The sequence below is a fragment of the Sporosarcina sp. P7 genome, from assembly GCF_002743425.1.
Classification (GTDB): Bacteria; Bacillota; Bacilli; order Bacillales_A; family Planococcaceae; genus Sporosarcina.
The window spans coordinates 112,972-135,816 of the sequence record NZ_PDZF01000002.1; the positions used below are offsets into that span (position 1 = coordinate 112,972).

The 22,845-nt window shown below is 41.0% G+C and carries 21 protein-coding genes; all 21 read left to right on the plus strand.

Translation table 11 applies throughout. The features are described 5' to 3' along the window. Positions 1 to 7: 7 nt before the first annotated feature. The 21 genes from rnpM to CSV60_RS03275 all read left to right on the plus strand — a co-directional run bounded on the left by rnpM (position 8) and on the right by CSV60_RS03275 (position 22,737). A complete protein-coding gene (gene rnpM, locus CSV60_RS03175) occupies positions 8 to 286 on the plus strand; it encodes an RNase P modulator RnpM (protein WP_099631034.1) in 279 nt (92 codons plus the stop codon). Then, complete coding sequence (locus CSV60_RS03180) at positions 283 to 633, plus strand: YlxQ family RNA-binding protein (protein WP_099630950.1); 351 nt, start codon at positions 283 to 285, stop codon at positions 631 to 633. The genes rnpM and CSV60_RS03180 overlap by 4 nt, the downstream gene beginning before the upstream one ends. Beyond that, entirely contained in the window at positions 611 to 2,896 is a 2,286-nt protein-coding gene (gene infB / locus CSV60_RS03185; protein ID WP_099630951.1) for a translation initiation factor IF-2, read from the plus strand. The genes CSV60_RS03180 and infB overlap by 23 nt, the downstream gene beginning before the upstream one ends. Continuing rightward, positions 2,893 to 3,171, plus strand: coding sequence for a DUF503 domain-containing protein (locus CSV60_RS03190; RefSeq protein WP_099630952.1), 279 nt, complete (start codon positions 2,893 to 2,895; stop codon positions 3,169 to 3,171). Before infB ends, CSV60_RS03190 begins: the two co-directional genes overlap by 4 nt. 22 nt (positions 3,172 to 3,193) lie before the next feature. Then, the gene (gene rbfA, locus CSV60_RS03195) at positions 3,194 to 3,544 is read left to right on the plus strand and encodes a 30S ribosome-binding factor RbfA (protein WP_099630953.1); all 351 of its coding nucleotides are present in this window, start codon (positions 3,194 to 3,196) and stop codon (positions 3,542 to 3,544) included. Between the two features lie 97 nt (positions 3,545 to 3,641). Further along, complete coding sequence (gene truB / locus CSV60_RS03200; protein ID WP_099630954.1) at positions 3,642 to 4,553, plus strand: tRNA pseudouridine(55) synthase TruB; 912 nt, start codon at positions 3,642 to 3,644, stop codon at positions 4,551 to 4,553. Positions 4,554 to 4,565: 12 nt separating this feature from the next. Beyond that, complete coding sequence (ribF, locus tag CSV60_RS03205; RefSeq protein ID WP_099630955.1) at positions 4,566 to 5,504, plus strand: riboflavin biosynthesis protein RibF; 939 nt, start codon at positions 4,566 to 4,568, stop codon at positions 5,502 to 5,504. 131 nt (positions 5,505 to 5,635) lie between these two features. Then, entirely contained in the window at positions 5,636 to 5,905 is a 270-nt protein-coding gene (rpsO, locus tag CSV60_RS03210) for a 30S ribosomal protein S15 (protein WP_083035469.1), read from the plus strand. Positions 5,906 to 6,045: 140 nt separating this feature from the next. Beyond that, on the plus strand, positions 6,046 to 8,160 hold the full coding sequence (gene pnp, locus CSV60_RS03215) for a polyribonucleotide nucleotidyltransferase (RefSeq protein WP_099635962.1): 2,115 nt from the start codon (positions 6,046 to 6,048) through the stop codon (positions 8,158 to 8,160). Positions 8,161 to 8,239: 79 nt separating this feature from the next. After that, on the plus strand, positions 8,240 to 9,499 hold the full coding sequence (locus CSV60_RS03220; RefSeq protein ID WP_099635963.1) for a M16 family metallopeptidase: 1,260 nt from the start codon (positions 8,240 to 8,242) through the stop codon (positions 9,497 to 9,499). A gap of 57 nt (positions 9,500 to 9,556) precedes the next feature. Further along, positions 9,557 to 9,835: a YlmC/YmxH family sporulation protein gene (locus CSV60_RS03225; protein ID WP_099630958.1), complete on the plus strand. Its 279-nt coding sequence runs from the start codon at positions 9,557 to 9,559 to the stop codon at positions 9,833 to 9,835. Then, a complete protein-coding gene (locus tag CSV60_RS03230) occupies positions 9,828 to 10,634 on the plus strand; it encodes a hypothetical protein (protein ID WP_099635964.1) in 807 nt (268 codons plus the stop codon). The genes CSV60_RS03225 and CSV60_RS03230 overlap by 8 nt, the downstream gene beginning before the upstream one ends. Continuing rightward, the gene (locus CSV60_RS03235; RefSeq protein WP_099635965.1) at positions 10,607 to 11,197 is read left to right on the plus strand and encodes a dipicolinate synthase subunit B; all 591 of its coding nucleotides are present in this window, start codon (positions 10,607 to 10,609) and stop codon (positions 11,195 to 11,197) included. The genes CSV60_RS03230 and CSV60_RS03235 overlap by 28 nt, the downstream gene beginning before the upstream one ends. A 117-nt stretch (positions 11,198 to 11,314) precedes the next feature. Next, a complete protein-coding gene (gene asd / locus CSV60_RS03240; RefSeq protein WP_099630961.1) occupies positions 11,315 to 12,340 on the plus strand; it encodes an aspartate-semialdehyde dehydrogenase in 1,026 nt (341 codons plus the stop codon). A gap of 46 nt (positions 12,341 to 12,386) precedes the next feature. Next, positions 12,387 to 13,277, plus strand: a complete 891-nt coding sequence (dapA, locus tag CSV60_RS03245) for a 4-hydroxy-tetrahydrodipicolinate synthase (protein WP_483315700.1) — start codon at positions 12,387 to 12,389, stop codon at positions 13,275 to 13,277. Between the two features lie 113 nt (positions 13,278 to 13,390). Next, positions 13,391 to 15,058, plus strand: coding sequence for a ribonuclease J (locus CSV60_RS03250; protein ID WP_099635967.1), 1,668 nt, complete (start codon positions 13,391 to 13,393; stop codon positions 15,056 to 15,058). A gap of 88 nt (positions 15,059 to 15,146) precedes the next feature. Then, positions 15,147 to 17,489: a DNA translocase FtsK gene (locus CSV60_RS03255; protein WP_099635968.1), complete on the plus strand. Its 2,343-nt coding sequence runs from the start codon at positions 15,147 to 15,149 to the stop codon at positions 17,487 to 17,489. Positions 17,490 to 17,828: 339 nt separating this feature from the next. After that, positions 17,829 to 18,917, plus strand: a complete 1,089-nt coding sequence (locus CSV60_RS03260; protein ID WP_099630965.1) for a BMP family lipoprotein — start codon at positions 17,829 to 17,831, stop codon at positions 18,915 to 18,917. Positions 18,918 to 19,177: 260 nt separating this feature from the next. Beyond that, the gene (locus CSV60_RS03265; RefSeq protein WP_099635969.1) at positions 19,178 to 20,746 is read left to right on the plus strand and encodes an ABC transporter ATP-binding protein; all 1,569 of its coding nucleotides are present in this window, start codon (positions 19,178 to 19,180) and stop codon (positions 20,744 to 20,746) included. Then, positions 20,736 to 21,782, plus strand: coding sequence for an ABC transporter permease (locus CSV60_RS03270; protein ID WP_099635970.1), 1,047 nt, complete (start codon positions 20,736 to 20,738; stop codon positions 21,780 to 21,782). The genes CSV60_RS03265 and CSV60_RS03270 overlap by 11 nt, the downstream gene beginning before the upstream one ends. A 1-nt stretch (position 21,783) precedes the next feature. Beyond that, the gene (locus CSV60_RS03275) at positions 21,784 to 22,737 is read left to right on the plus strand and encodes an ABC transporter permease (protein ID WP_099630968.1); all 954 of its coding nucleotides are present in this window, start codon (positions 21,784 to 21,786) and stop codon (positions 22,735 to 22,737) included. Positions 22,738 to 22,845: the final 108 nt, after the last annotated feature.

A 22,845-nucleotide genomic window follows, 5' to 3' on the forward strand; every position in this document is an offset into this window, starting at 1 on the left:
CATGCTGATGGCGAACAATCGAAAAATCCCTTTGCGTAAATGTGCAGCGACTGGTGACATGTTACCTAAAAAAGAAATGATTCGAATTGTCCGTACGAAAGAAGGCGAAGTATCCGTGGATTTGACAGGAAAGAAGTCAGGCCGCGGTACATACGTTTCCAAAACGGAGGATGCCGTAGAAAAAGCACGTAAGCAACACTCGATTGAACATCAATTGAATGTCAAAGTACCGGAAGAAGTATACGAAGACCTTTTGCATGCAATTCGTCGAGAGGCGATTAAATGACAAAAGATTCGATACCTATTTATCAATTGCTTGGTATGGCGGCACGTGCACGTAAAATTGTAACGGGTGAAGATTTAGTCGTACAGTCAGTTCGTGCAGGCGAAGCGCATCTGGTTATCCTATCTGATGATGCATCAAAGAACACAATGAAAAAATTAACGAATAAATGTAATACGTACAACGTTGAGAAGCATGTATTTGGAAGCCGTGAAGAACTCGGGCATGCAATTGGAAAAGAAGCTCGAGTCGTTTTGGCACTAACAGATAAAGGATTCGCAAAAAAGTTATCCGAGCTTCTCAATGAATATAATCGGAGGTGGGCTAATGACGAAAATGAAAGTACATGAATATGCCAGATCAATAGGCAAAACAAGTCGAGATATTGCTGCTGAATTAAGTAAAAGTAATATTGTAATAAAGAGCCATATGGAAGAACTGGATCCAGTATCTATTGCAAAATTAGATGAGAAGTTTGGTGATCTTAAAAAGCCGGAGGCGAAAACTGCTACAGTTAAGCCAGCGAGCAAACCAGCAAACCAGAGAACAGATCGTCCAAACAACACAAATAAACCAACTGGCGCGCAAGGTACTAACCGACCTGCAAGTAGCCAAGGCGGATCTAACCGTCCAGCTTCCACTCGTCCTCAAGGACAATCTACATCCGCACCGAAAGCGGGTAGCTCGCAACCACCACGTCAGCAGGGTGCAGGTTCAGCACGTCCAGCTGGCGGAGGCGGACGTCCAGGCGGGGGGCGCGGTGGTAGACCACCAGCACGCGGGATTAATCAAGGTCGCCGTAGATACCGTCCGGCGGTACCTGCACAAAAGATTGAAATACCATTACCGGATAAAATTACTTTTTATGAGTCATTATCAGTGGGTGAGCTAGCTAAAAAATTAGGTAAAGAACCTTCTGAAATCATCAAAAAGTTGTTCATGCTTGGTGTAATGGCAACCATTAACCAAGAATTAGATAAAGATGCAATTGAGTTAATTTGTGCGGAATACGACGTTGAAGTAGAAGAAGAGATCCGCATTGACGTAACAGACTTGGAGATCTACTTCGAAGATCCTGAAGAGGAAGAAGAAGTACAAGGTGAACTAACAGAAAGACCACCAGTTGTCACAATTATGGGTCACGTTGACCATGGTAAAACGACGTTGCTTGACTCTATTCGTAACACTAAAGTAACGCAAGGTGAAGCGGGTGGCATTACTCAGCATATTGGTGCATACCAAATTACAGCTAACGACAAGAAAATCACATTCCTTGATACACCAGGCCACGAAGCTTTCACAACGATGAGAGCGCGCGGTGCGAAAGTTACGGACTTGACAATCTTAGTTGTAGCAGCCGATGACGGTGTTATGCCACAAACAATTGAAGCGATCAACCATGCAAAAGCAGCAGAAGTTCCAATCATTGTTGCAGTTAACAAAATGGATAAACCTTCTGCAAATCCTGACCGCGTTATGCAGGAATTAACTGAACACGGTTTAGTCGCAGAAGACTGGGGCGGCGATACGATTTTCGTACCAATTTCTGCACTAAAAGGTGAGGGAATTGATCAGTTACTCGAAATGGTTCTATTAGTTGCAGAAGTAGGCGAATTTACTGCTGATACTTCCATTAGAGCTAGAGGTACTGTAATTGAAGCGCAACTCGACAAAGGAAAAGGTTCTGTAGCTACTTTGCTTGTGCAAAATGGTACATTGCATGTAGGAGATCCAATTGTTGTCGGGAATACGTACGGCCGTGTTCGTGCAATGGTCAGTGACCTTGGTCGTCGCGTAAAAGAGGCAGGTCCTTCAACACCAGTAGAAATTACTGGGTTGAGTGATGTTCCATTTGCAGGAGACCGTTTCGTCGTATTTAAGGATGAAAAAACGGCTCGTCAAATCGCTGAATCACGTGCTGGAGAAGCGCTTCAAGAACAGCGTGTGGAGAAAACACGTGTAACACTCGATAACTTGTTTGATCAAATGAAACAAGGCGAAATGAAAGAATTGAACTTAATTGTTAAAGCAGACGTACAAGGTGCGGTTGAGGCAATGGCGGCTTCTCTAATGAAGATTGAAGTAGAAGGCGTTAATGTAAAAATTATTCACACTGGCGCAGGGGCGATCAATGAGTCCGATATATCTTTGGCAGCTGCATCTAACGCGATCGTTATTGGATTTAACGTACGTCCTGATACCAATGCAAAACGTGCCGCTGAAGCAGAAGGCGTAGATATTCGTCTGCACCGTGTTATTTATAAAGTAATTGAAGAAATCGAATCAGCTATGACAGGCCTACTTGATCCGGAGTATGAGGAGAAAGTAATAGGTCAGGCAGAAGTTCGTGAAACATTTAAAGTATCTAAGATCGGAACGATTGCAGGAAGCTATGTAATCGATGGCAAAATCACAAGAGATGCTGGCGTTCGTGTTTTGCGCGATAACATTGTAGTCTTTGAAGGCGAATTGGATACATTGAAGCGTTTCAAAGATGATGCGAAAGAAGTTGCAAAAGGCTATGAATGTGGTATTACAATTAAAAAATTCAATGATGTCAAAGAAGGAGATATCATCGAAGCGTACGTTATGGAAGAAATTAAAAGAGTATGATTGTTTACGCGGAATGTTCTTTCTACATCCCAGCAGCGGCTTCTTTAAAAGAAAAGCGAGCCGTTCTGAATAGGATGAGGGATCGGGTGAAAAACTCCTATAATGTATCGGTTGCAGAAATCGATCATCAAGATCTATGGCAACGTACTACATTCGCATTAGTTGCCGTGGCATCTTCCAAAGACGCCGCGGAACGGGAAGTGAGACGTGCGATTCGTCTGTTTGAATCCAATCCTGATTGGGAAATGACTACGTGTACAGTTGACTACTTATGAGCAAAGAACGAGGTGAATTGCCATGTCAGTGCGTGCTAATCGTATAGCAGAGCAAATGAAGAAGGAATTGGGCGATATTATCGGCCAAAAACTGAAAGATCCACGTATCGGATTTGTGACGGTGACCGGTGTTGATGTAACTGGAGATTTACAACAAGCGAAAATCTTTATTTCTGTTCTAGGAACAGATAAAGAAAAGGAAGATTCGTTACTTGGGCTTTCCAAAGCAAAAGGTTTCATTCGATCAGAAATTGGTCAGAGAATCCGCCTTCGCAAAACACCCGAAATTGAATTCGAAATCGATGAATCAGTCGCTTACGGTAATCGGATTGAAAGTTTGATCCGCAAAGTAAAAGACGAAAATGAACAATAAACACGAGGAGGAAGTTCATAGTCGCTTAGGCGGCATGACTTCCTCCCTTCTTACATAGAGCAAGTTTTTCTGAATGAATTTAGGAAGAAGGGGTAAGATGAACGGTATTCTACCTTTATGGAAAGAGAAAGGTATGACGTCGCATGACTGTGTCTTTAAGTTACGAAAGATATTACGGACAAAAAAAGTCGGACATACAGGCACGTTGGATCCTGAAGTAGAAGGTGTCTTGCCTATATGTATAGGAAGAGCCACAAAAGTCGCTTCATATATTACAGATGCAGGTAAAGAGTATATCGCAACCGTTTCTATAGGGCGCTCAACGGAAACAGAAGACGCGCAAGGCGAGACTGTAATAAGTGATTTAACACAAAAAGAATTCACCAGGAATCAAATTGTAGAAGCATTAGAGCAACTAACAGGTGAAATCACTCAAATCCCACCTATGTATTCAGCGGTAAAAGTAAACGGCAGACGTCTGTATGAATATGCGAGGAAAGGCATTGATGTAGAACGTCCTGTTCGTAAAGTGCAGATCTATCAAATGGATTTATTGAATGAAGATCAACTTTTTAGTGGCGAAGAAGTAATGTTTTCCATTAGAGTACGTTGTGGTAAAGGAACTTATATCCGAACGTTAGCTGTGCAAATTGGCGAACTGCTTGGATATCCAGCACATATGGATTCCTTAGTCCGAACTATTTCAGGTAATTTTGACGAATCACATTGTAAAACTCTCGAAGAAGTAGCACAAGTGATGGAGTTAGATCAATTACAGACAATTTTGCGTCCTATCGAAGATGTATTGACTGATTTTCCACAACTTGAAATCGATGCAGCATCATTGGAATCTATACGAAATGGTCAAGTGCTTCCCGCAGTACCACTGCTAACTGATCACCCTTCTATCATGATGATGTTCGAAGGTCGTGTGTTGGCAATCTATCAAAAACATCCAACAAAGCCCGGTTTAATGAAACCGGAAAAAATGCTGCTAGCTAGTGAGTAAGGAGAGATAGAAATGAAAATCTATAGATTACGGTATCCGGATTCGATAAATATTCGACAACATCTTGCTTCTTCGTTAGCTATTGGATTTTTTGATGGTGTACATAAAGGACATCAGGAAGTCATTCGCAGTGCTAAAAAAGTTGCAGATGATTTATCGATCGAGACAGCTGTCATGACGTTCGACCCCCATCCATCACAGTTGTTTTCAGGAAAAAATGTTGGATATATTACACCGATTGAAGAAAAAATCAGGGTGCTTGAATCTCTTGGTGTGGATACTCTATTCATCGTCAGTTTTGATTGGGAATTGGCTAGTCTTTCACCGCAAAGATTTATCGATATCTTTATCAAAGGACTTGGTGTTAAACATGTTACGGCCGGCTTCGATTTTACATTTGGTTCAAAGGGTTCTGGGACGATGAAAGATATGCAGGAGCTATCGGAAGGTGAGTTTGGGACAACAGTCATTTCTAAAGTGACTTTCAATCAAGACAACAAAGTATCTTCCACGGAAATTCGCCAACTATTATCTAATGGTGATGTAGAAGCGGCAGCGGTACTTCTCGGTCGTCCATTCCGTACAATGGGTGAAGTAATACATGGAGAAAAACGGGGACGTCAGTTAGGTTTCCCTACAGCTAATATCCAAACTGCCGAAGAACATGTAGTTCCCGCTAGTGGTGTGTATGCCGTGCGTTGCCTGATAGGAGATACATGGTACCGCGGTGTCTGCAATATGGGTGTAAAGCCAACCTTTCATGATCCAGAACATCGAATTCCTACAGCTGAAGTACATCTGCTGGACGTCAATATGGATCTGTACGGACAAAAAATGGCAATTGAATGGTTGTACCGTATACGTTCGGAACAAAAATTCGATTCACTTGATGCATTAAAAATGCAAATTGGAAAAGATAAGCAAACGGCAAAGGACTTATTAACCGACTAGTTGGTTGTTGCAACTGACATAATGCCGTGATATGATACAATAGTGTTCATTACACGAACCTCTTCTTGGCAACACGAGTCACCAACGTTTGCTCGGGGGACGGGGATACTTTTATTTAGGAGGTGAAAAGGATGGCTATTACACAAGAGCGCAAAGCTGAATTGATTAACGAATTCAAGACTCATGAAAATGATACTGGATCTGCTGATGTTCAGATTGCTATCCTTACTGAAGAGATCAATAACCTGAACAGCCACTTACGTACTCACAAGAAAGATCACCACTCACGTCGTGGTTTGTACAAAATGGTTGGTACACGTCGTCGTCTATTGAGATATCTACGTGAAACTAACGTTCAACGTTACCGTGATCTTATTGCATCACTTGGCTTACGCCGTTAATAAGACTGAGAAGCGGGCTTTGCCCGCTTTTTTCTATGGAATTAAGATGAAATATTTCGCATATATGTATCACGTTTGATACACTATGAATAATTACATACAAGGATGTATACAGTTTTACAATAGAGAGGAGTTCTACAATGTCAGAACAGAAAAAAGTTTATACACTCGATTGGGCAGGACGTACGCTTACAATCGAAGCCGGCCAACTTGCAAAGCAAGCTAACGGTGCGGTGCTCGTTCGCTATGGCGAAACAACAGTACTTTCCACGGTAACAGCTTCTAAGAAACCAAAACCTCTAGATTTCTTCCCACTTACAGTGAATTATGAAGAACGCATGTACTCGGTTGGTAAAATCCCAGGAGGATTTATCAAGCGCGAAGGACGTCCTTCAGAAAATGCAGTATTGACTAGTCGGTTGATTGACCGTCCGATAAGACCATTATTCCCTGAAGGCTTCCGTAACGACGTCCAAGTAATTTCACTTGTTATGTCAGTGGATCAGGATTGTTCATCTGAAATTTCAGCTATGATTGGTTCTTCTTTGGCTTTATCTATCTCAGATATTCCATTTGATGGACCAATCGCAGGCGTTCAAATAGGTCGTATAGATGGAGAATTCATCATCAATCCTACACCGAGTCAGCTTGAAACATCAGAACTTGATTTAGTCGTTGCGGGAACAAAACATGCAATCAATATGGTCGAAGCAGGAGCTAAAGAAGTTTCTGAAGAGATCATGTTAGAAGCAATTATGTTTGGTCACGATCAAATTAAGAAATTAGTCGAATTCCAAGAGAAAATTGTAGCTGAAATTGGCAAACCAAAGTTCGAAATCGAATTGTTCACATTGGATGCAGACATCAGTAAAGAAGTAAAAGATCGTTGTGAAAACGAACTAATGACAGCAATCCAAACTGAAGAAAAGCATGCACGTGAGGAAGCGATCAATGAAGTGAAGGCAGCTGTACTTGAGCATTACACAGAAGCTGACGAAGAGACTATCAAGCAAGTGAAAGCGGTTCTTGAGCAAATGGTGAAAGATGAAGTACGTCGTCTAATTACAGTCGACAAAGTTCGTCCAGATGGTCGTTCGCTTGACGAAATTCGTCCACTATCATCCGAAACTGGGATCTTACCTCGCACTCATGGTTCTGCATTATTCACACGTGGACAAACACAAGTACTAAGTGTATGTACATTAGGGGCGCTCGGTGAAAATCAGATTATTGATGGTCTAGGTTCAGATGAGTCTAAGCGCTTCATGCATCATTATAATTTCCCGAACTTTAGTGTCGGTGAAACAGGTCCGATTCGTGGTCCAGGTCGTCGTGAAATTGGTCACGGTGCATTGGGAGAGCGGGCATTACAGCCTATGCTTCCCGATGAAGTGGAATTCCCTTACACAATGCGTCTAGTTGCAGAAGTATTGGAGTCTAATGGTTCCTCTTCACAAGCATCAATTTGTGCCTCTACAATGGCTATGATGGACGCTGGTGTACCACTCAAAGCACCTGTAGCTGGAATTGCTATGGGATTGATCAAAAAAGAAGAAGACTATTCCATTCTGTCAGATATTCAAGGAATGGAAGACCATTTAGGCGATATGGACTTTAAAGTAGCAGGTACTAATAATGGTATTACTGCTCTTCAAATGGATATCAAAATTGATGGTTTATCCCGTCAGATTTTGGAAGAATCTCTTGAGCAAGCGAAAATTGGTCGTATCAAAATTCTTGATCATATGTTGACGACAATATCTTCAACTCGTGAAGAATTATCTGAGTACGCACCGAAGATTATAGTCATCCATATCAAACCCGATAAGATTCGTGATGTGATCGGACCAGGTGGAAAAGTCATTAATAAAATTATTGAAGAAACTCAAGTGAAAATCGATACAGAGCAAGATGGAACGATTTATATTTCGTCGCCAAACTCTGAAATGAATGAAAAAGCTAAGAATATGATCGAAAATATTGTGCGTGAAGCAAAAGTAGGCGAGTACTACTTGGCGAAAGTTAAGCGTATTGAGAAGTTCGGTGCATTCTTGGAAATCTTCCCGGGCAAAGACGGCTTACTTCATATTTCTGAGATTCAGGAAGCACGTACGAAAGAAGTAGAAGATGTATTAAAATTGGATGATGAACTATTTGTAAAGGTAATTGAAATCGACAGACAAGGTCGAGTGAATCTTTCACGAAAAGTAGTCATTCAGGAAGAAAAAGAACAAGAACAAGCTAACAAAGAGTAATCAATTCGTGAAAAAAGCCTCTTCCTGCACAAGTTGCGGCGAAGGAGGCTTTTTGTTCTTACAATAAGGAGTGAAGTCTGTGATTCAAAAATATAATTGTTCAAATGGTGTACGCATTATCCATGAAAAAATGCCGCATTTACAGTCCGTGGCAATCGGTGTCTGGGTGCATGCAGGTTCAGCCAATGAAACTAAAGAGCAAGAGGGCATTGCCCATTTTATTGAACATATGTTGTTCAAGGGAACGGACACAAGAAGTGCACGAATGATTGCTGAGCAGTTTGATCAGATTGGGGGCGATCTAAATGCCTTTACTTCTAAAGAAATGACTTGCTATTACACTACAGTCTTAAGTCATCATGCTTCATACGCATTAACTGTTTTATCTGATATGTTTTTCCATTCTCAATTCAAAGAAGAAGAGATGGAAAAAGAAAAATCTGTCATTCTGGATGAAATATCTTCTGTTGAAGACATGCCTGATGAAGATGTGGACGAAAGATTATGGGCCGGAATGTTCTCAGAGGATGCAATTGGAAAGCCTGTAGGTGGAAGGATTGAAACAATAAAGTCATTTACGAAAGAAATGGTTGAAGAATTCATGGTGAAACATTATGGTCCCGAAAACTTGGTAATTTCCATTGCAGGAAATTATGATGAGCGTTTAATCAAGCTGATTGAAGCAAACTTCGGAAGCTATCAAAGTAAAGACCAGGCTTCTGTTTCGATAAAAGACGAAAAAGTACCGAATTTTACAGCACAACAAATCATCAAAACAAAAAATATTGAACAAGCTCATGTATGCTTTGGTTATCCTTCTCTGCCTTCGACTCACGATAAAATTTACGAGTTAAGCTTATTTGATAGTATCCTCGGCGGAACGATGTCATCTAGGTTATTTCAGGAAGTTCGAGAGAATCGCGGTCTAGCCTATTCGATTCACACATATTATGCCGCATATAAAAATGCTGGCTCCTTTGTGATTTATTGCGGAACCTCTCCGGAAAACATTTTAGAGACGTATCGCACAATTGATCAGGTCATTGCGGAAGTACTCCATGATGGTCTAACAGATAAAGAATTGCGAAATGCCAAAGAACAACTTAAAGGTAGTTTTGTTCTTGGTTTGGAAAGCTCTGAATCGCGTATGTATAGGAATGGACGCAATGAATTAGTGCTTGGCAAACATCAGACGATCAATGAAGTCGTTGAACATATTGAGAATGTTGAAAAACGAAATGTCTATCGACTGGGACAGCAAATGTTAGAAAGTGATCGTGCACTATCCATTATCGCGCCTAAATCAAGTATTCAGCAATTAAAAAAATTGCAGAACTAGTCGACTTCTCGCCTCTGATACATATGATGAAAGAGATCTTTATAGGGGAGGGCTTTCATGAAATTATCAGAACTGGCACAAAAAGAGCTGATTCAAGTAGAAGAAGGCATGAGGTATGGCTTCTTGGCAGAAACAGATTTGCTGTTCGACCGCAAAACAGGAGCAATCATCGGATTTGAAATACGGAAAAAATTAGGAAAAACTCTTTTTAGGCAAAAAGATCAAGATATAATTGAATATATTCCTTGGCATGAAATTGTGTTGGTGGGCGAAGATCGGATTTTATTTGGCAAAACGCATGAACTGAATAGAAAGGAAGTGGAAGAATATGACTAAATGGCTTGTAGTAGGCACCGATCAACGTTTGCGCATTGCGAATGAACTATTGGTAAAATCAGGAATTGACAGTGAGTATATATGTTCTGATACGTTTGATGAACAGTTAAAGCAAACTTTGATAGATACAAAGCCTGATCATCTTCTACTTCCTTTGTTGATGATGGAACAAAGCATACCCGTAGACTATTTGAAAAAAGGCTCTTCTGTTTATTCCGGTAATACTTCAGCGAAATGGAGACAAGAGCTTGCTGAGAAAGGTATAACGCATACGAATTATCTAGAAAATGAGCAATTCATTTGGAGAAATGCTCAATTGACTGCAGAAGCATTCGTTCATGTCTTTTATGAACATACCAAACGACAGATTGCAGGTAAGCATTTTTATATTGCTGGATTTGGCAGAGTAGGAAAAGCAATTGCCCATACATTGTATCAATTGCAGGCCACTGTCACCATCGTTGCACGTGCTGACGGACAATTGGCGGAAGCAGAGGTGTTTGGATATAACACTCTAAAACTCCATGATGCCACAACATTCACACATGGATACTTAGTTAACACTATTCCAGCTCCATGGCTCGATACAAATCAAAGCGGTACTGTTCATGTATTTGATGTCTCTTCAACACCTGGGTGCCTAAAGCATTCCAATTCCGCTGAATACTATACGATACACCTCAAATTGCCCGGGAAGCATTTTCCTGAGGATGCGGCTGCTGTATTAGTTGACGCGATTTTGAGAATAAGTATAGACGAAAGGGGAACTAAATGCTCAAAGGAAAACGAATCGGATTAGGCATCACTGCTTCACACTGCACATACGACCAACTGCTTCCGATGATCGCTTCGTTGCAAAAAGAGGGAGCGATTGTCGTTCCAATTATTACACATTCAGTTCTTCATGCTGCAACGCGTTTTGGTACAGGTGAAGAGTGGATTAAACGAATAGAAGAAGCGACAGGCGAGAAGGTAGTGACAAGTATTGTTGAAGCAGAACCATTCGGACCATCCAATCCGCTTGACTGCATGGTAATTTCACCGCTTACGGGTAATTCCATGAGTAGGTTAGCAAATGCTGCTACTGATTCACCTGTTTTGATGGCAGCTAAAGCAACATTGCGTAATGGTAAACCGGTAGTACTTGGTATTTCTACAAATGACGCACTAGGACTTAACGGAATGAATCTCATGAAGTTATTGAATATGAAACACGTCTTTTTTATTCCATTCGGTCAGGATGATTGCATAAAAAAACCGAACTCCTTAATATCGGATTTCTCATTATTACCTGCTACTGTTGCATCCGCGATAGAAAGTAAACAATTACAACCGTTACTAATAATTCATAATAATGCATGAAAATAGATTTTTAAATTCTTCAATATATGTTATAATTCGTTCAATCACAATTAACGAGACGAGGACATGACAATCTGTCCCTACTATTGCTTGTTAATAATTGAAAGGAAGATATAGATGAAGAGTGTTACTGTTGCAATTGTTGGCGCGACCGGAGCGGTAGGTACAAAAATACTTGAGAAATTGGTGGAACGTAATTTCCCTGCCACTTCCATTAAGTTACTAGCATCTAAACGTTCAGCGGGCAATGAAATCATAGCGGGTGGAAAAACGTACGTTGTACAAGAAACAACGCCGGAAGCTTTTGAAGGTATCGACATTGCATTCTTTAGTGCCGGTGGAAGTATTTCCGAGAAGTTTGCACAAGACGCAGTGAAAAGCGGAGCGGTTGTAATTGATAACACAAGCGCATTCCGCATGGACCCTAATACGCCACTTGTCGTTCCAGAAGTGAATCCACAAGAGTTGAAAAACCATTCAGGAATCATTGCGAATCCAAATTGTTCTACCATTCAGATGGTAGCAGCGCTTAAGCCTATTAAAGATCAATATGGACTGAGCAAGCTCATCGTATCTACTTACCAGGCAGTCTCAGGTGCCGGTGTGGAAGCGATTGATGAACTAGCGGAACAAAGCAAGCAATTCACGGATCGTAGTGAAATTGAAGCAGAAGTATTACCATCCGCTTCTGCAAAACGTCATTATCCAATCGCATTCAATGCGATTCCACAAATTGATTCATTTGATGAGTCGGGCTATACATTGGAAGAACTGAAAATGATCAATGAAACAAAGAAAATATTCGGCGATCAAAACATGGCAGTAGCAGCAACGTGTGTCAGATTACCAGTTGTATCCGGACATTCAGAATCCGTTTACATTGAAATTGATCAAGACGACGTCACAGTGAAAGATATCCAGGCATTGATCGAAAATGCCCCAGGAATTGTCTTGCAAGATGATCCGGCTTCACAGCTCTATCCAATGCCACTTTATGCAGAGGATAAAGATGAAGTATTTGTAGGAAGAATCCGTAAAGATTTAGATAACAGCAAAGGATTCCACCTATGGATTGTATCGGATAACTTATTAAAAGGTGCTGCATTAAACTCCGTGCAAATCGCCGAGGCACTTATAAAATAAATTGTGTAAGTAGAATTAAGAATGATAACGAAAAGGAATGGTCAATGTGCAACTTGGAAATGTAGGGACAGCAATGGTCACTCCTTTTTCTCCTGACGGTACGATTGATTACGCCCAAACAACCAGCTTGCTTGAGCATTTGATCGCAAATGGGACAGATTCTGTCATCGTAAGCGGTACAACTGGTGAATCACCGACGCTAACTGTTACGGAGAAGAAGGAATTACTGGATTTTGTAGTAAAGGTTGTGAATAAGCGTATTCCAGTGATTGCAGGTACAGGGACAAACAATACTGCGGAATCCATAGAGCTGACTAAGGCTGCCGAGCGATCAGGGGCTGACGGAATCATGCTCGTGACACCTTATTATAATAAGCCAGACCAAAAAGGTATGTATGCACACTTTTCAAAAATTGCTAACGTTACAACATTGCCTGTATTGTTATATAATATTCCAAGTCGTTCCATCGTCAATTTGCTTCCAGAAACCGTTATTGCATTATCGAAAATCGATAATATTAAAGCAATCAAAGAAGCAAGTGGAAATTTGGAGCAGATGGCAGAAATCATTGAAGGAACCGCGGACGATTTTGAAGTGTACAGTGGTGACGACGGATTAACTTTGCCATTGCTTGCAATTGGCGGTAGAGGAATTATTTCAGTTTCTGCACACATAGTAGGAAATGAAATGCAAGAAATGATTCAAGCTTTCCAAAATGGCAACATAAAAGAAGCCGCGGAACTTCATCGTTCATTATTACCGGTATTCAGAGCATTGTTCTCGATGCCGAATCCTGTGCCTGTGAAATATGCGCTGGAAAAAGCAGGTGTACCAACAGGTGGCGTTCGTTTACCACTTGTGGCAATGGATGAAAATGAAGTCGCGATCATCGACGAAGCGCTTGAAAAATTTGAAAAAAGAACACGGATTCTGTAATAAATAAAAGCCGGACGACCATTCCGGCTTTTTTTGTTTGTACTGAACGCCTACTATCTCGTATAATGGTGTTTAGTCGTTGTGGGCGGGAATAGAATATAGGAGGAAACAATGTGACGAAAATACAAAATGAATTAATTAGAGTGATTCCACTAGGTGGAGTAGGGGAAATTGGAAAGTCTATGTATGTCGTTGAAATCGACGACGAACTATTTGTTATGGATTCGGGGTTAATGTTCCCAGAAACGGAAATGCTAGGTATTGACTTTGTAATACCTGACATGACGTATCTTGAAGAGAATAAAGATCGGATCAAAGGAATATTCTTAACTCATGGTCATGAAGATGCAATTGGGTCTATTGCGTATTTATTACAGAAAGTACAAGCTCCTGTCTACGGTACAAAGTTGACATTGGCTTTGGCGAAAGAACATTTGAAAAAAATGCCGGCACCATCTAATGTCCGCTTCTTCGAAGTGACAAGCAAAAGCCGAATGAACTTCAAGCGTACGCATGTGACATTCTTTTACACAACGCATAGTATTCCGGATTCTTTAGGAATTGTCTTCCATACAAGTGAAGGTGCAATCGTCAATACAGGGGAATTCAAATTCGACCAAGCAGCAAAAGGCAAATATCGCCCTGATATTGCGAAAATGGCTACACTTGGTGAAGAAGGAGTCTTTATCTTGATGTCCGACTCTACAGAAGCAGAGCGTCCAGGTTATACGACATCTGAGTCTGTAATCGAAAAACGTCTTTTTAAAACATTCCACGAAGCACAAGGAAGAATTTTAGTAGCGTTGTATGCATCAAACTTCATTCGTATTCAGCAAGTACTAGATCAGGCAGCAGCACAGAAAAAGAAAGTTGCAGTTGTTGGTAAAAGTTTAGAAAGCTACTTTGAGGTCGGGTTAAAATTAGGTTATTTACAAGTGGAAGAAGATATTGTAATTCCAGTTAAAGACATGGAGCGCTATGATGATCAGGATATCGTAATCATTGTAACAGGTAACCAAGGTGAGCCACTAGAAGCATTGGAAAAAATCGTCCGTAAACATCATAGAGAAATTAATATCAAAAGTTCAGATACGGTCTTGATTACATTCACGCCGTCACCCGTTATGGAAATTTCCATGTACAAGATGATGAATGAATTAGCAAAGGCTGGAGCGACTGTACTGACGTCCACACGAAATGTACACGTCTCCGGTCACGGTTCTGCTGAAGATTTGAAAATGATGTTAAACTTAATGCGACCTCAATATTTTATTCCGATTCAAGGGGAATATCGTATGCTGATTGCACACTCCAAGCTCGCTCAAGAAGTTGGTCTACCTAAGAGCCGTATCTTCATTGCGGATAAAGGCGACATTGTTGAATTCAAGAATGAAAAGCTTCGCATGGCGGGTAGAGTCCAGGCTGGTAACGTCTTGATCGATGGTATTGGTGTAGGAGATGTAGGAAACATCGTGTTGCGTGACCGTAAGCTGTTATCGCAGGACGGGATCTTTACAGTCGTGGTGACATTGAACAGAAAGCAAAAACGAATCGCTGCAGGTCCTGAAGTCGTCTCACGAGGGTTTGTCTATGTACGTGAGTCAGAGGAATTATTTGAAGAAGCGACAAAACTGATTACTAAAATTGTCGAGAAGTACGTGAATAAAGAAACATTTGAATGGACAAACATTAAACAAGAGATCCGTGAGACATTGAGTTCGTATTTATATCAGCAAACAAAACGTCGCCCGATGATTATCCCAATTATCATGGAATACTGATCCATATTGTTTGTTGACTAATTAAAGAACAATTGGATTTCCATGCCTTTATGGCTGGAAATCTTTTTTTCAGAAAGGGGGTTAGCAAATGGCGAAGAAACGTGCTAAAAAGAGAGCACCAGCGAAGAAAAGACAACAGAAAAAACAGCAAAGTCAAATGCAACCGCTCTGGTTTGAAATTTTAGGGGTCATTTTAATCGGTATCGCAATTATCATGATCTTTGAATACGGCGTAATCGGTCGAGGGTTATCGGCTTTCTCTAGATTCTTATTTGGTAATTGGTATGTTGCATTGCCATTTTTGATTATTGTGCAAGCATTGATTTTCATGATCAAGAGACAAATCGGCGGATATAAGCACCGAATCGTCATCGGTTGTTTATTCATTTTAGGTAGTATGCTGTTGTTCAGTCATGTTCATTTATTTCAGACATTGTATGAAAGCAAGGTTCTGATGTCAAATTCCGCACTGAAGGAAACATGGAAAGTTCTCATCACCAATGATGGTATACATGACCAAACGGGGACGCTAGGTGGCGGTATGATAGGCGCTGTACTATTCGCGATGTTTTATTCACTGGTTGATTCATCAGGCGCTACAGTGGCTGGTGTATTGTTACTGCTCATTGGCATGATCTTATTGACGGGAAAGGCTTTGATTCCCATCTTGGTCGAACAAACACCTATCTTGATGAATAGTATCAAGAACAAATGGATGGCGAGAGAAAAGAAACCTGTCAAGTCACCTGAAGAAAAACGTAAAGAAAGTGCGCGCAGTAATAGAAAGAGTAAGCCAAAACTAGTAAACACTGCTGAAATGGAATCAGTACAAGAACATCCAGAACCGGTCAGTGAACCAATTATCTCTAGCTTCACGGCAAAAATCGAACAGGCTGTACAACCAGAAGTTGTACAAGAAAGGGAATCGATAGATAAAGTAGACACAACCCTTGATCCTAAAGATCCTACGGTTGATTATCCAGTAATGGGCGGAGAACAAGAAAACGAATCGTATATTTTGCCATCCACCAATCTATTGGAACCACCTGTAGCAAGTGATCAGTCTGGAGAATATAATTTAATTCAGGCAAACGCCAAGAAACTAGAGAAAACGTTCCTAAGCTTTGGCGTCAAAGCACGAGTGACACAAGTCCACTTAGGACCAGCAGTCACTAAATATGAAATCCTACCTGATACAGGTGTAAAAGTAAGTCGCATTGTTAGTTTGGCGGATGATATTGCATTGGCATTGGCAGCTAGTGGTATTCGTATTGAAGCACCAATCCCTGGTAAGTCAGCAGTTGGAATCGAAGTACCGAACAATGCAGTGGCGATGGTAAGTTTACGTGAAGTGTTGGAATCTAAAGAAAATAATTCTCATGAATCCAAGTTGCTAGTAGGTTTAGGCCGTGATGTGACAGGACAAGCCATGATGACAGAACTCAATAAAATGCCCCACGTATTAATTGCGGGTGCCACGGGCAGTGGTAAAAGTGTTTGTGTCAACGGCATCATTATGAGTATTATCATGCGGGCGAAACCACATGAAGTGAAAATGATGATGATCGATCCGAAAATGGTAGAGTTGAACGTATTTAATGGTATTCCACATTTGTTGGCGCCTGTCGTTACGGATCCGAGAAAAGCGGCGCAAGCGTTGCAACGTGTTGTATCGGAGATGGAGCGCAGATATGAGTTATTCTCCCATACCGGCACACGGAACATTGAAGGGTATAATAACCATATTGAACAGTGGAATGAAGAACATGATGAGAAACATCCTCGCATGCCATATATTGTTGTTATCGTCGATGAACTGGCAGACTTAATGATGGTGGCATCAAGTGACGTAGAAGATTCCATTACACGTCTCGCACAGATGGCGAGGGCCGCCGGGATTCACTTAATTATCGCTACTCAACGACCAAGTGTTGATGTCATTACAGGAATCATTAAGGCAAACATTCCGTCACGAATTGCATTTGCTGTCTCTTCAGCCATCGATTCTCGAACTATTTTGGACGGTGGCGGTGCCGAGAAGTTATTGGGACGGGGAGATATGTTATTCCTGCCTGCGGGCGCTTCAAAACCTACGCGTATTCAAGGCGCATTTGTCTCGGATGAAGAGGTCGAAGCTGTAGTAGATTTTGTTATCGAACAGCAAAAAGCTCAGTATCAAGAAGAGATGATTCCGACGGAGGTTGAAGTATTAGCACCCCATGAAGAAACCGATGAGTTATATGATGAAGCGGTACAAATGGTAGTGGAGATGCAAACCGCGTCCGTATCGATGATCCAGCGTCGTTTCCGAGTCGGTTATGCTAGAGCTGCACGTATAGTGGATCAAATGGAAGCACGGGGTGTGGTTGGGCCGCCTGAAGGCAGTAAGCCAAGACATGTACTACTCAATAAATCTGAGCTGGAAATGTAAGTCTTCTTTCGTTCTTATTTTGATAAGTCAAAGTTATTCGTGATTTTGGCTAGATATTTCCTTCTACCTAAGTAAATGTTATAGTGAAGGCAGAAGGAAATTATCATTGCAGGCTATTGAAATAGAGTCCGTCATCCGATATTTAGTAGAACCGAAAGCGCTACCATGTAATGTAACTTCATCACTGTTATCATGAACATCATATACGGGCGGGGTAAAAAATTCCCGAATATTTCACTAACAATATTCAGTTTTCAAGTAAAAAGTAATGTCGATAGGGGTATAAGACGTACAACGTCCTAACATAATACCAAAATTAGCCAGGGGAGGTCATTATTGATGAAAAAAAGAAAATTTGGTCTAGCGATGTCTTTAGTGTTAGCCGCAGGTACAATGTTAGCAGCATGTGGCTCTGACGATAAAGGCAAAAACAATGCGGGTGAAAAGCCGGCAACAGGGGACAACGGTGAGAAAAGCGAATTTTCAATTGCTATGGTAACTGATGTTGGAGGAATTGATGATAAATCATTCAACCAATCTGCATGGAAAGGCGTTAAAGAGTTTGGAGAAGAACAAGGATGGGAAAAGGGGACTGGCGGCTACGATTACCTTCAGTCAACTGGCCCAGAAGATTATACAACAAACCTTAACAACTTGGCTCGTCGTGACTTTAACCTCATTTACGGAGTAGGTTTCTTAATGGAAGATGCAATTGAAGATATTGCAGCGCAACAAAAAGATACTCAGTTCTCAATTATTGATGGTGAAGTAGATGCTCCAAACGTAGCTAGCATCCTCTTTAAAGAACAAGAAGGCGGATACTTAGCTGGTGTCGCAGCTGGATTAATGACAAAATCAAATAAGATTGGTTTCATTGGTGGCATGGACAATCCTGTAATCGAGCGTTTTGAAGCTGGATTCCTTGAAGGTGTCAAATCAGTTAAGCCTGAAATCAAAGTAGATTCAAAATATGTAGGTGCATTTGATAAAGCAGAACTTGGTAAAGCTGAGGCGGGCCGTATGTATTCTTCAGGCGTAGACATTATTTTCCACGCTGCAGGCGGAACAGGTAACGGTGTATTCTCAGAAGCGAAAGAACGTAAGCAAGCAGATAAAGATGCATACGTTTGGGTAATCGGTGTTGACTCTGACCAGTATGAAGAAGGAAAAGTGGGAGATGCCAACGTTACACTTACATCTATGTTGAAGCGTGTAGACGTAGCAGTTAAAGACATTGCTGATTTATCGATGGCTGGTAACTTCCCTGGTGGTGAAACAAAAGTCTACGGCCTTTCAGATAATGGTTTAGGTCTTGCTGATTCACGTGGCGCTATTCCACAGGACGTTTTGGATCAAATTGATGAACATGCACAAAAGATTGCAAATGGTGAAATTGAAGTACCAGAGTTTGTAGAAAAGAAGAAATAAGGTCATTAAATAACTGAAGGCCGATTTAATATCCGGCCTTCATTTCATTGAGTTAATAAAATAAAGGCTCCTTGATATTTGTTCTGGAACTTTTATTTTATTAATTTTTAAGATTAATAAAATAAAATATCGGCAGGCTACTTATAAAAAATGGCAAAGCTTTCAACTTTTCATATAGGGGCTTTATCACGTATTATTAAAGATAAGAGTTGTGCTACTTAATTCTATTGAATTCAATTATAGGCAAGGAAGTGATGGGGATGAATTATGTAATTGAGATGCTAGATGTTTCAAAAAGGTTTGGAAATTTCTATGCAAATGATCATATTACATTACAACTGGAGAAAGGCGAAATTCACGCATTGCTGGGTGAAAACGGTGCGGGGAAATCTACCTTAATGAATGTGTTGTTTGGTTTGTATCAACCGGATGGTGGAGAAATCCGTGTCCGTGGCGAAAATGTAGCAATCACTGATCCGAACGTGGCGAACGATCTCGGAATTGGGATGGTGCATCAACACTTTATGTTGGTGGAGAATTTAACTGTAACCGAAAACATTATTTTAGGTAGTGAGCCAACTAAATCTGGAGTTATTAACATTAAGGATTCTGCAAAAAAAGTTGCAGAAATTTCTAGGATGTATGGTCTCGATGTGGATCCTTACGCCAAAATCGAGGATATTTCAGTTGGTATGCAACAACGTGTCGAAATTCTTAAGACACTTTATCGTGGAGCAGATATTCTAATATTTGATGAACCTACTGCATCACTAACGCCTCAGGAAATTGATGAATTATTGAATATCATGAAAAAGCTCGTAGCAGAAGGAAAATCCATCATCTTGATCACCCATAAACTGGCGGAAATCATGAACGTCTCAGACAAAGTTACTGTCATCCGCAAAGGTAAAGGAATTGGTACTGTTATTACATCGGAAACGAATCCCGAAGAGTTGGCGACGTTGATGGTAGGACGTCAAGTCACATTTAAAACAGAAAAAGGTCCATCCCAACCGACTGAAGAAGTATTGAAGATAGAAAATCTTCAAGTGAATGACTATCGTGGTGTTGCTAAATTAAAAGGCCTTAACCTTTCAGTACGACGCGGTGAAATTGTTGGGATTGCTGGCATTGATGGTAACGGTCAATCGGAGTTAATCGAAGCAATCACGGGCTTAACTAAAGTGAAGAGCGGTAAGATTTTTATCAATGATGAAGATGTCACAAATAAAAAACCGCGAAAAATCACCGAAACCGGTATTGGACATATTCCGCAAGACCGCCACAAGCATGGACTTATATTAGACTTTTCGGTAGCGTATAATAGCGCGTTGCAATCGTATTATCATGAACCATTATCTAAAGGCGGAATCATGAATTATAAAGAGATCAATGAAAGAGCAGGAGAACTGATCAAAGAGTATGATGTCAGAACCCAAGGAGCACACGAATTAGCGAGGGCGTTATCCGGAGGAAATCAGCAAAAGCTCATCATCGGACGGGAAATTATGAGAAATCCGGATTTACTAATTGCCGCATTACCTACACGTGGTTTGGATGTGGGAGCAATCGAGTTTATTCATCGCCGTTTGATTGAACAACGTGATAAGGGAAAAGCAGTTTTACTCATTACGTTTGAGTTAGATGAAGTCATGAACGTTTCTGATAAAATCGCCGTTATTTATGATGGGACTATTGTAGGTACCGTAATACCTCAAGAGACAACGGAACAAGCCCTAGGATTAATGATGGCAGGTCATTCAAAAGATGTTGCTGAGAAAAAGGTGCTAGCCGCTGAGAAAGATGGTGATGAACATCATGTCGAATAGAATGATCAATATACTTGTCCCAATAATTTCGATCCTTCTAGGACTCTTAGTAGGCGCTGTCGTGATGTTGATCAGTGACTATAATCCAATCACAGGCTATATAGCATTATGGAATGGTATTTTTGGTGATTCTTATGCAATTGGTGAAACCATTCGTCAAATTAGTCCATACATACTTGCCGGACTTGCAGTGGCATTTGCATTCAGAACTGGACTTTTCAATATTGGTGTTGAAGGACAATTGATCGTTGGCTGGTTTGCTGCAGCTTATGTAGGGATGGCATTCGATCTACCAAAAATTATTCATTTACCTTTCGCACTGATAGCAGCAGCTGCCGCTGGAGCGCTGTGGGGGCTTGTGCCGGGTATTTTAAAGGCGACATTGAAAGTGCATGAGGTTATTGTCACCATCATGATGAACTATATTGCCTTACACGTGGTGAACGCATTAATTAAAACACTCTCCGGTGGTGGATTCAAATTGGAGCGTATCCATCAATCGGCTTCGCTTCGGTCAGAGTTCTTATCTAATCTAACGGACTATTCTACATTGCACTACGGAATATTCGTAGCATTGGCTATGGTTGTTGTCATGTGGTTCATTTTAGAGAAAACAAAGACTGGATTTGAGTTAAAGTCTGTTGGATATAACGATAATGCTGCTCGCTATGCGGGTATGAGCGCAAACAAGAATATTGTTTTTGCAATGGTCATTTCGGGTGCTTTTGCTGGACTTGGAGGCGCAATGGAGGCGCTTGGTACGTTTGGTAATATGTCCTCCATGGGTGGCTTTACAGGAATCGGTTTTGATGGAATCGCCGTAGCCTTGCTTGGTGCGAATACGCCACTTGGTGTCATCTTCGGAGCCACATTATTCGGCTCATTGAAATATGGTGCGAATAATATGCCGAACGAAGCAGGAATTCCAGTAGAAATTGTTTCAATTATTATAGCATTGGTGATTTTCTTTGTTGCCTGTGGATACATCATCCGTGTAGGACTCATACGTTTGCGTAATAAGAAGGAGGAGAAGTAACATGTTAGATGTATTATACTTTATCATACCTATAACAATTGCTTCTGCAGCTCCTCTTATTTTCACAGCAATTGGCGGTGTATTCTCTGAACGATCCGGAGTGATCAATATCGGATTGGAAGGCCTTATGATTATGGGGGCATTCATTGGTATCTTATTCAACTTGTTTTTTGCGGATACCTTTGGCGCCTGGACACCTTGGATTGCGTTACTTGTGGCAATGCTCGTTTCAGCTCTATTTGCAACACTTCACGCTGTAGCGTCTATCTCGTTCCGGGCGGATCAAGTAGTGTCAGGTGTTGCAATTAACATGTTAGGTCTGGCTATCGCATTATTTTCGGTAAAAATGATTTTCGGCAAAGGTCAAACAGATTTTATTCAACAAAAAATCCCGAGATTCAACGTGCCGTTTTTAGAAGATATTCCAATCATTGGCCCCATGTTCTTTAAGTTAGTTTATGGCTCTTCAATTATGGCGATCGTCGTAGCGTTTATCGCATGGTTTGTTATTTATAAGACACCATTTGGTTTGCGTCTTCGCTCAGTAGGAGAACATCCGATGGCGGCAGACACAATGGGCATCAAAGTAACAAAAATCCGCTATATTGCAGTACTAATTTCTGGCGGCCTAGCTGGAATTGGTGGGGCAGTTTATTCACAGACCATCACGAATGATTTCGGGCATGCAACAATTAATGGACAAGGATTTATGGCTTTAGCAGCAATGATCTTTGGGAAATGGCATCCACTGGGAGCTTTAGGTGCTGCGCTATTCTTCGGATTCGCGCAGGCGCTAGCAATCAGTTCTTCCAGTATTAAGTTACTAGCAGATATCCCATCAGTATACTTCCATATATTCCCTTACGTTTTAACTATCCTAGCTCTTGCTGGATTCCTTGGAAAAGCGAAAGCACCAAAAGCACTTGGTAAACCTTACGTTAAAGGAAATAGATAAATGTTAGAAAAGCTATCTGGAGATACGAATTCTTCAGGTAGCTTTTCTAAGGTTGTAGGAAAATTACTCGGAATTTCTTTCAACTTCCGTTTCAGTCTTAGCTAAACA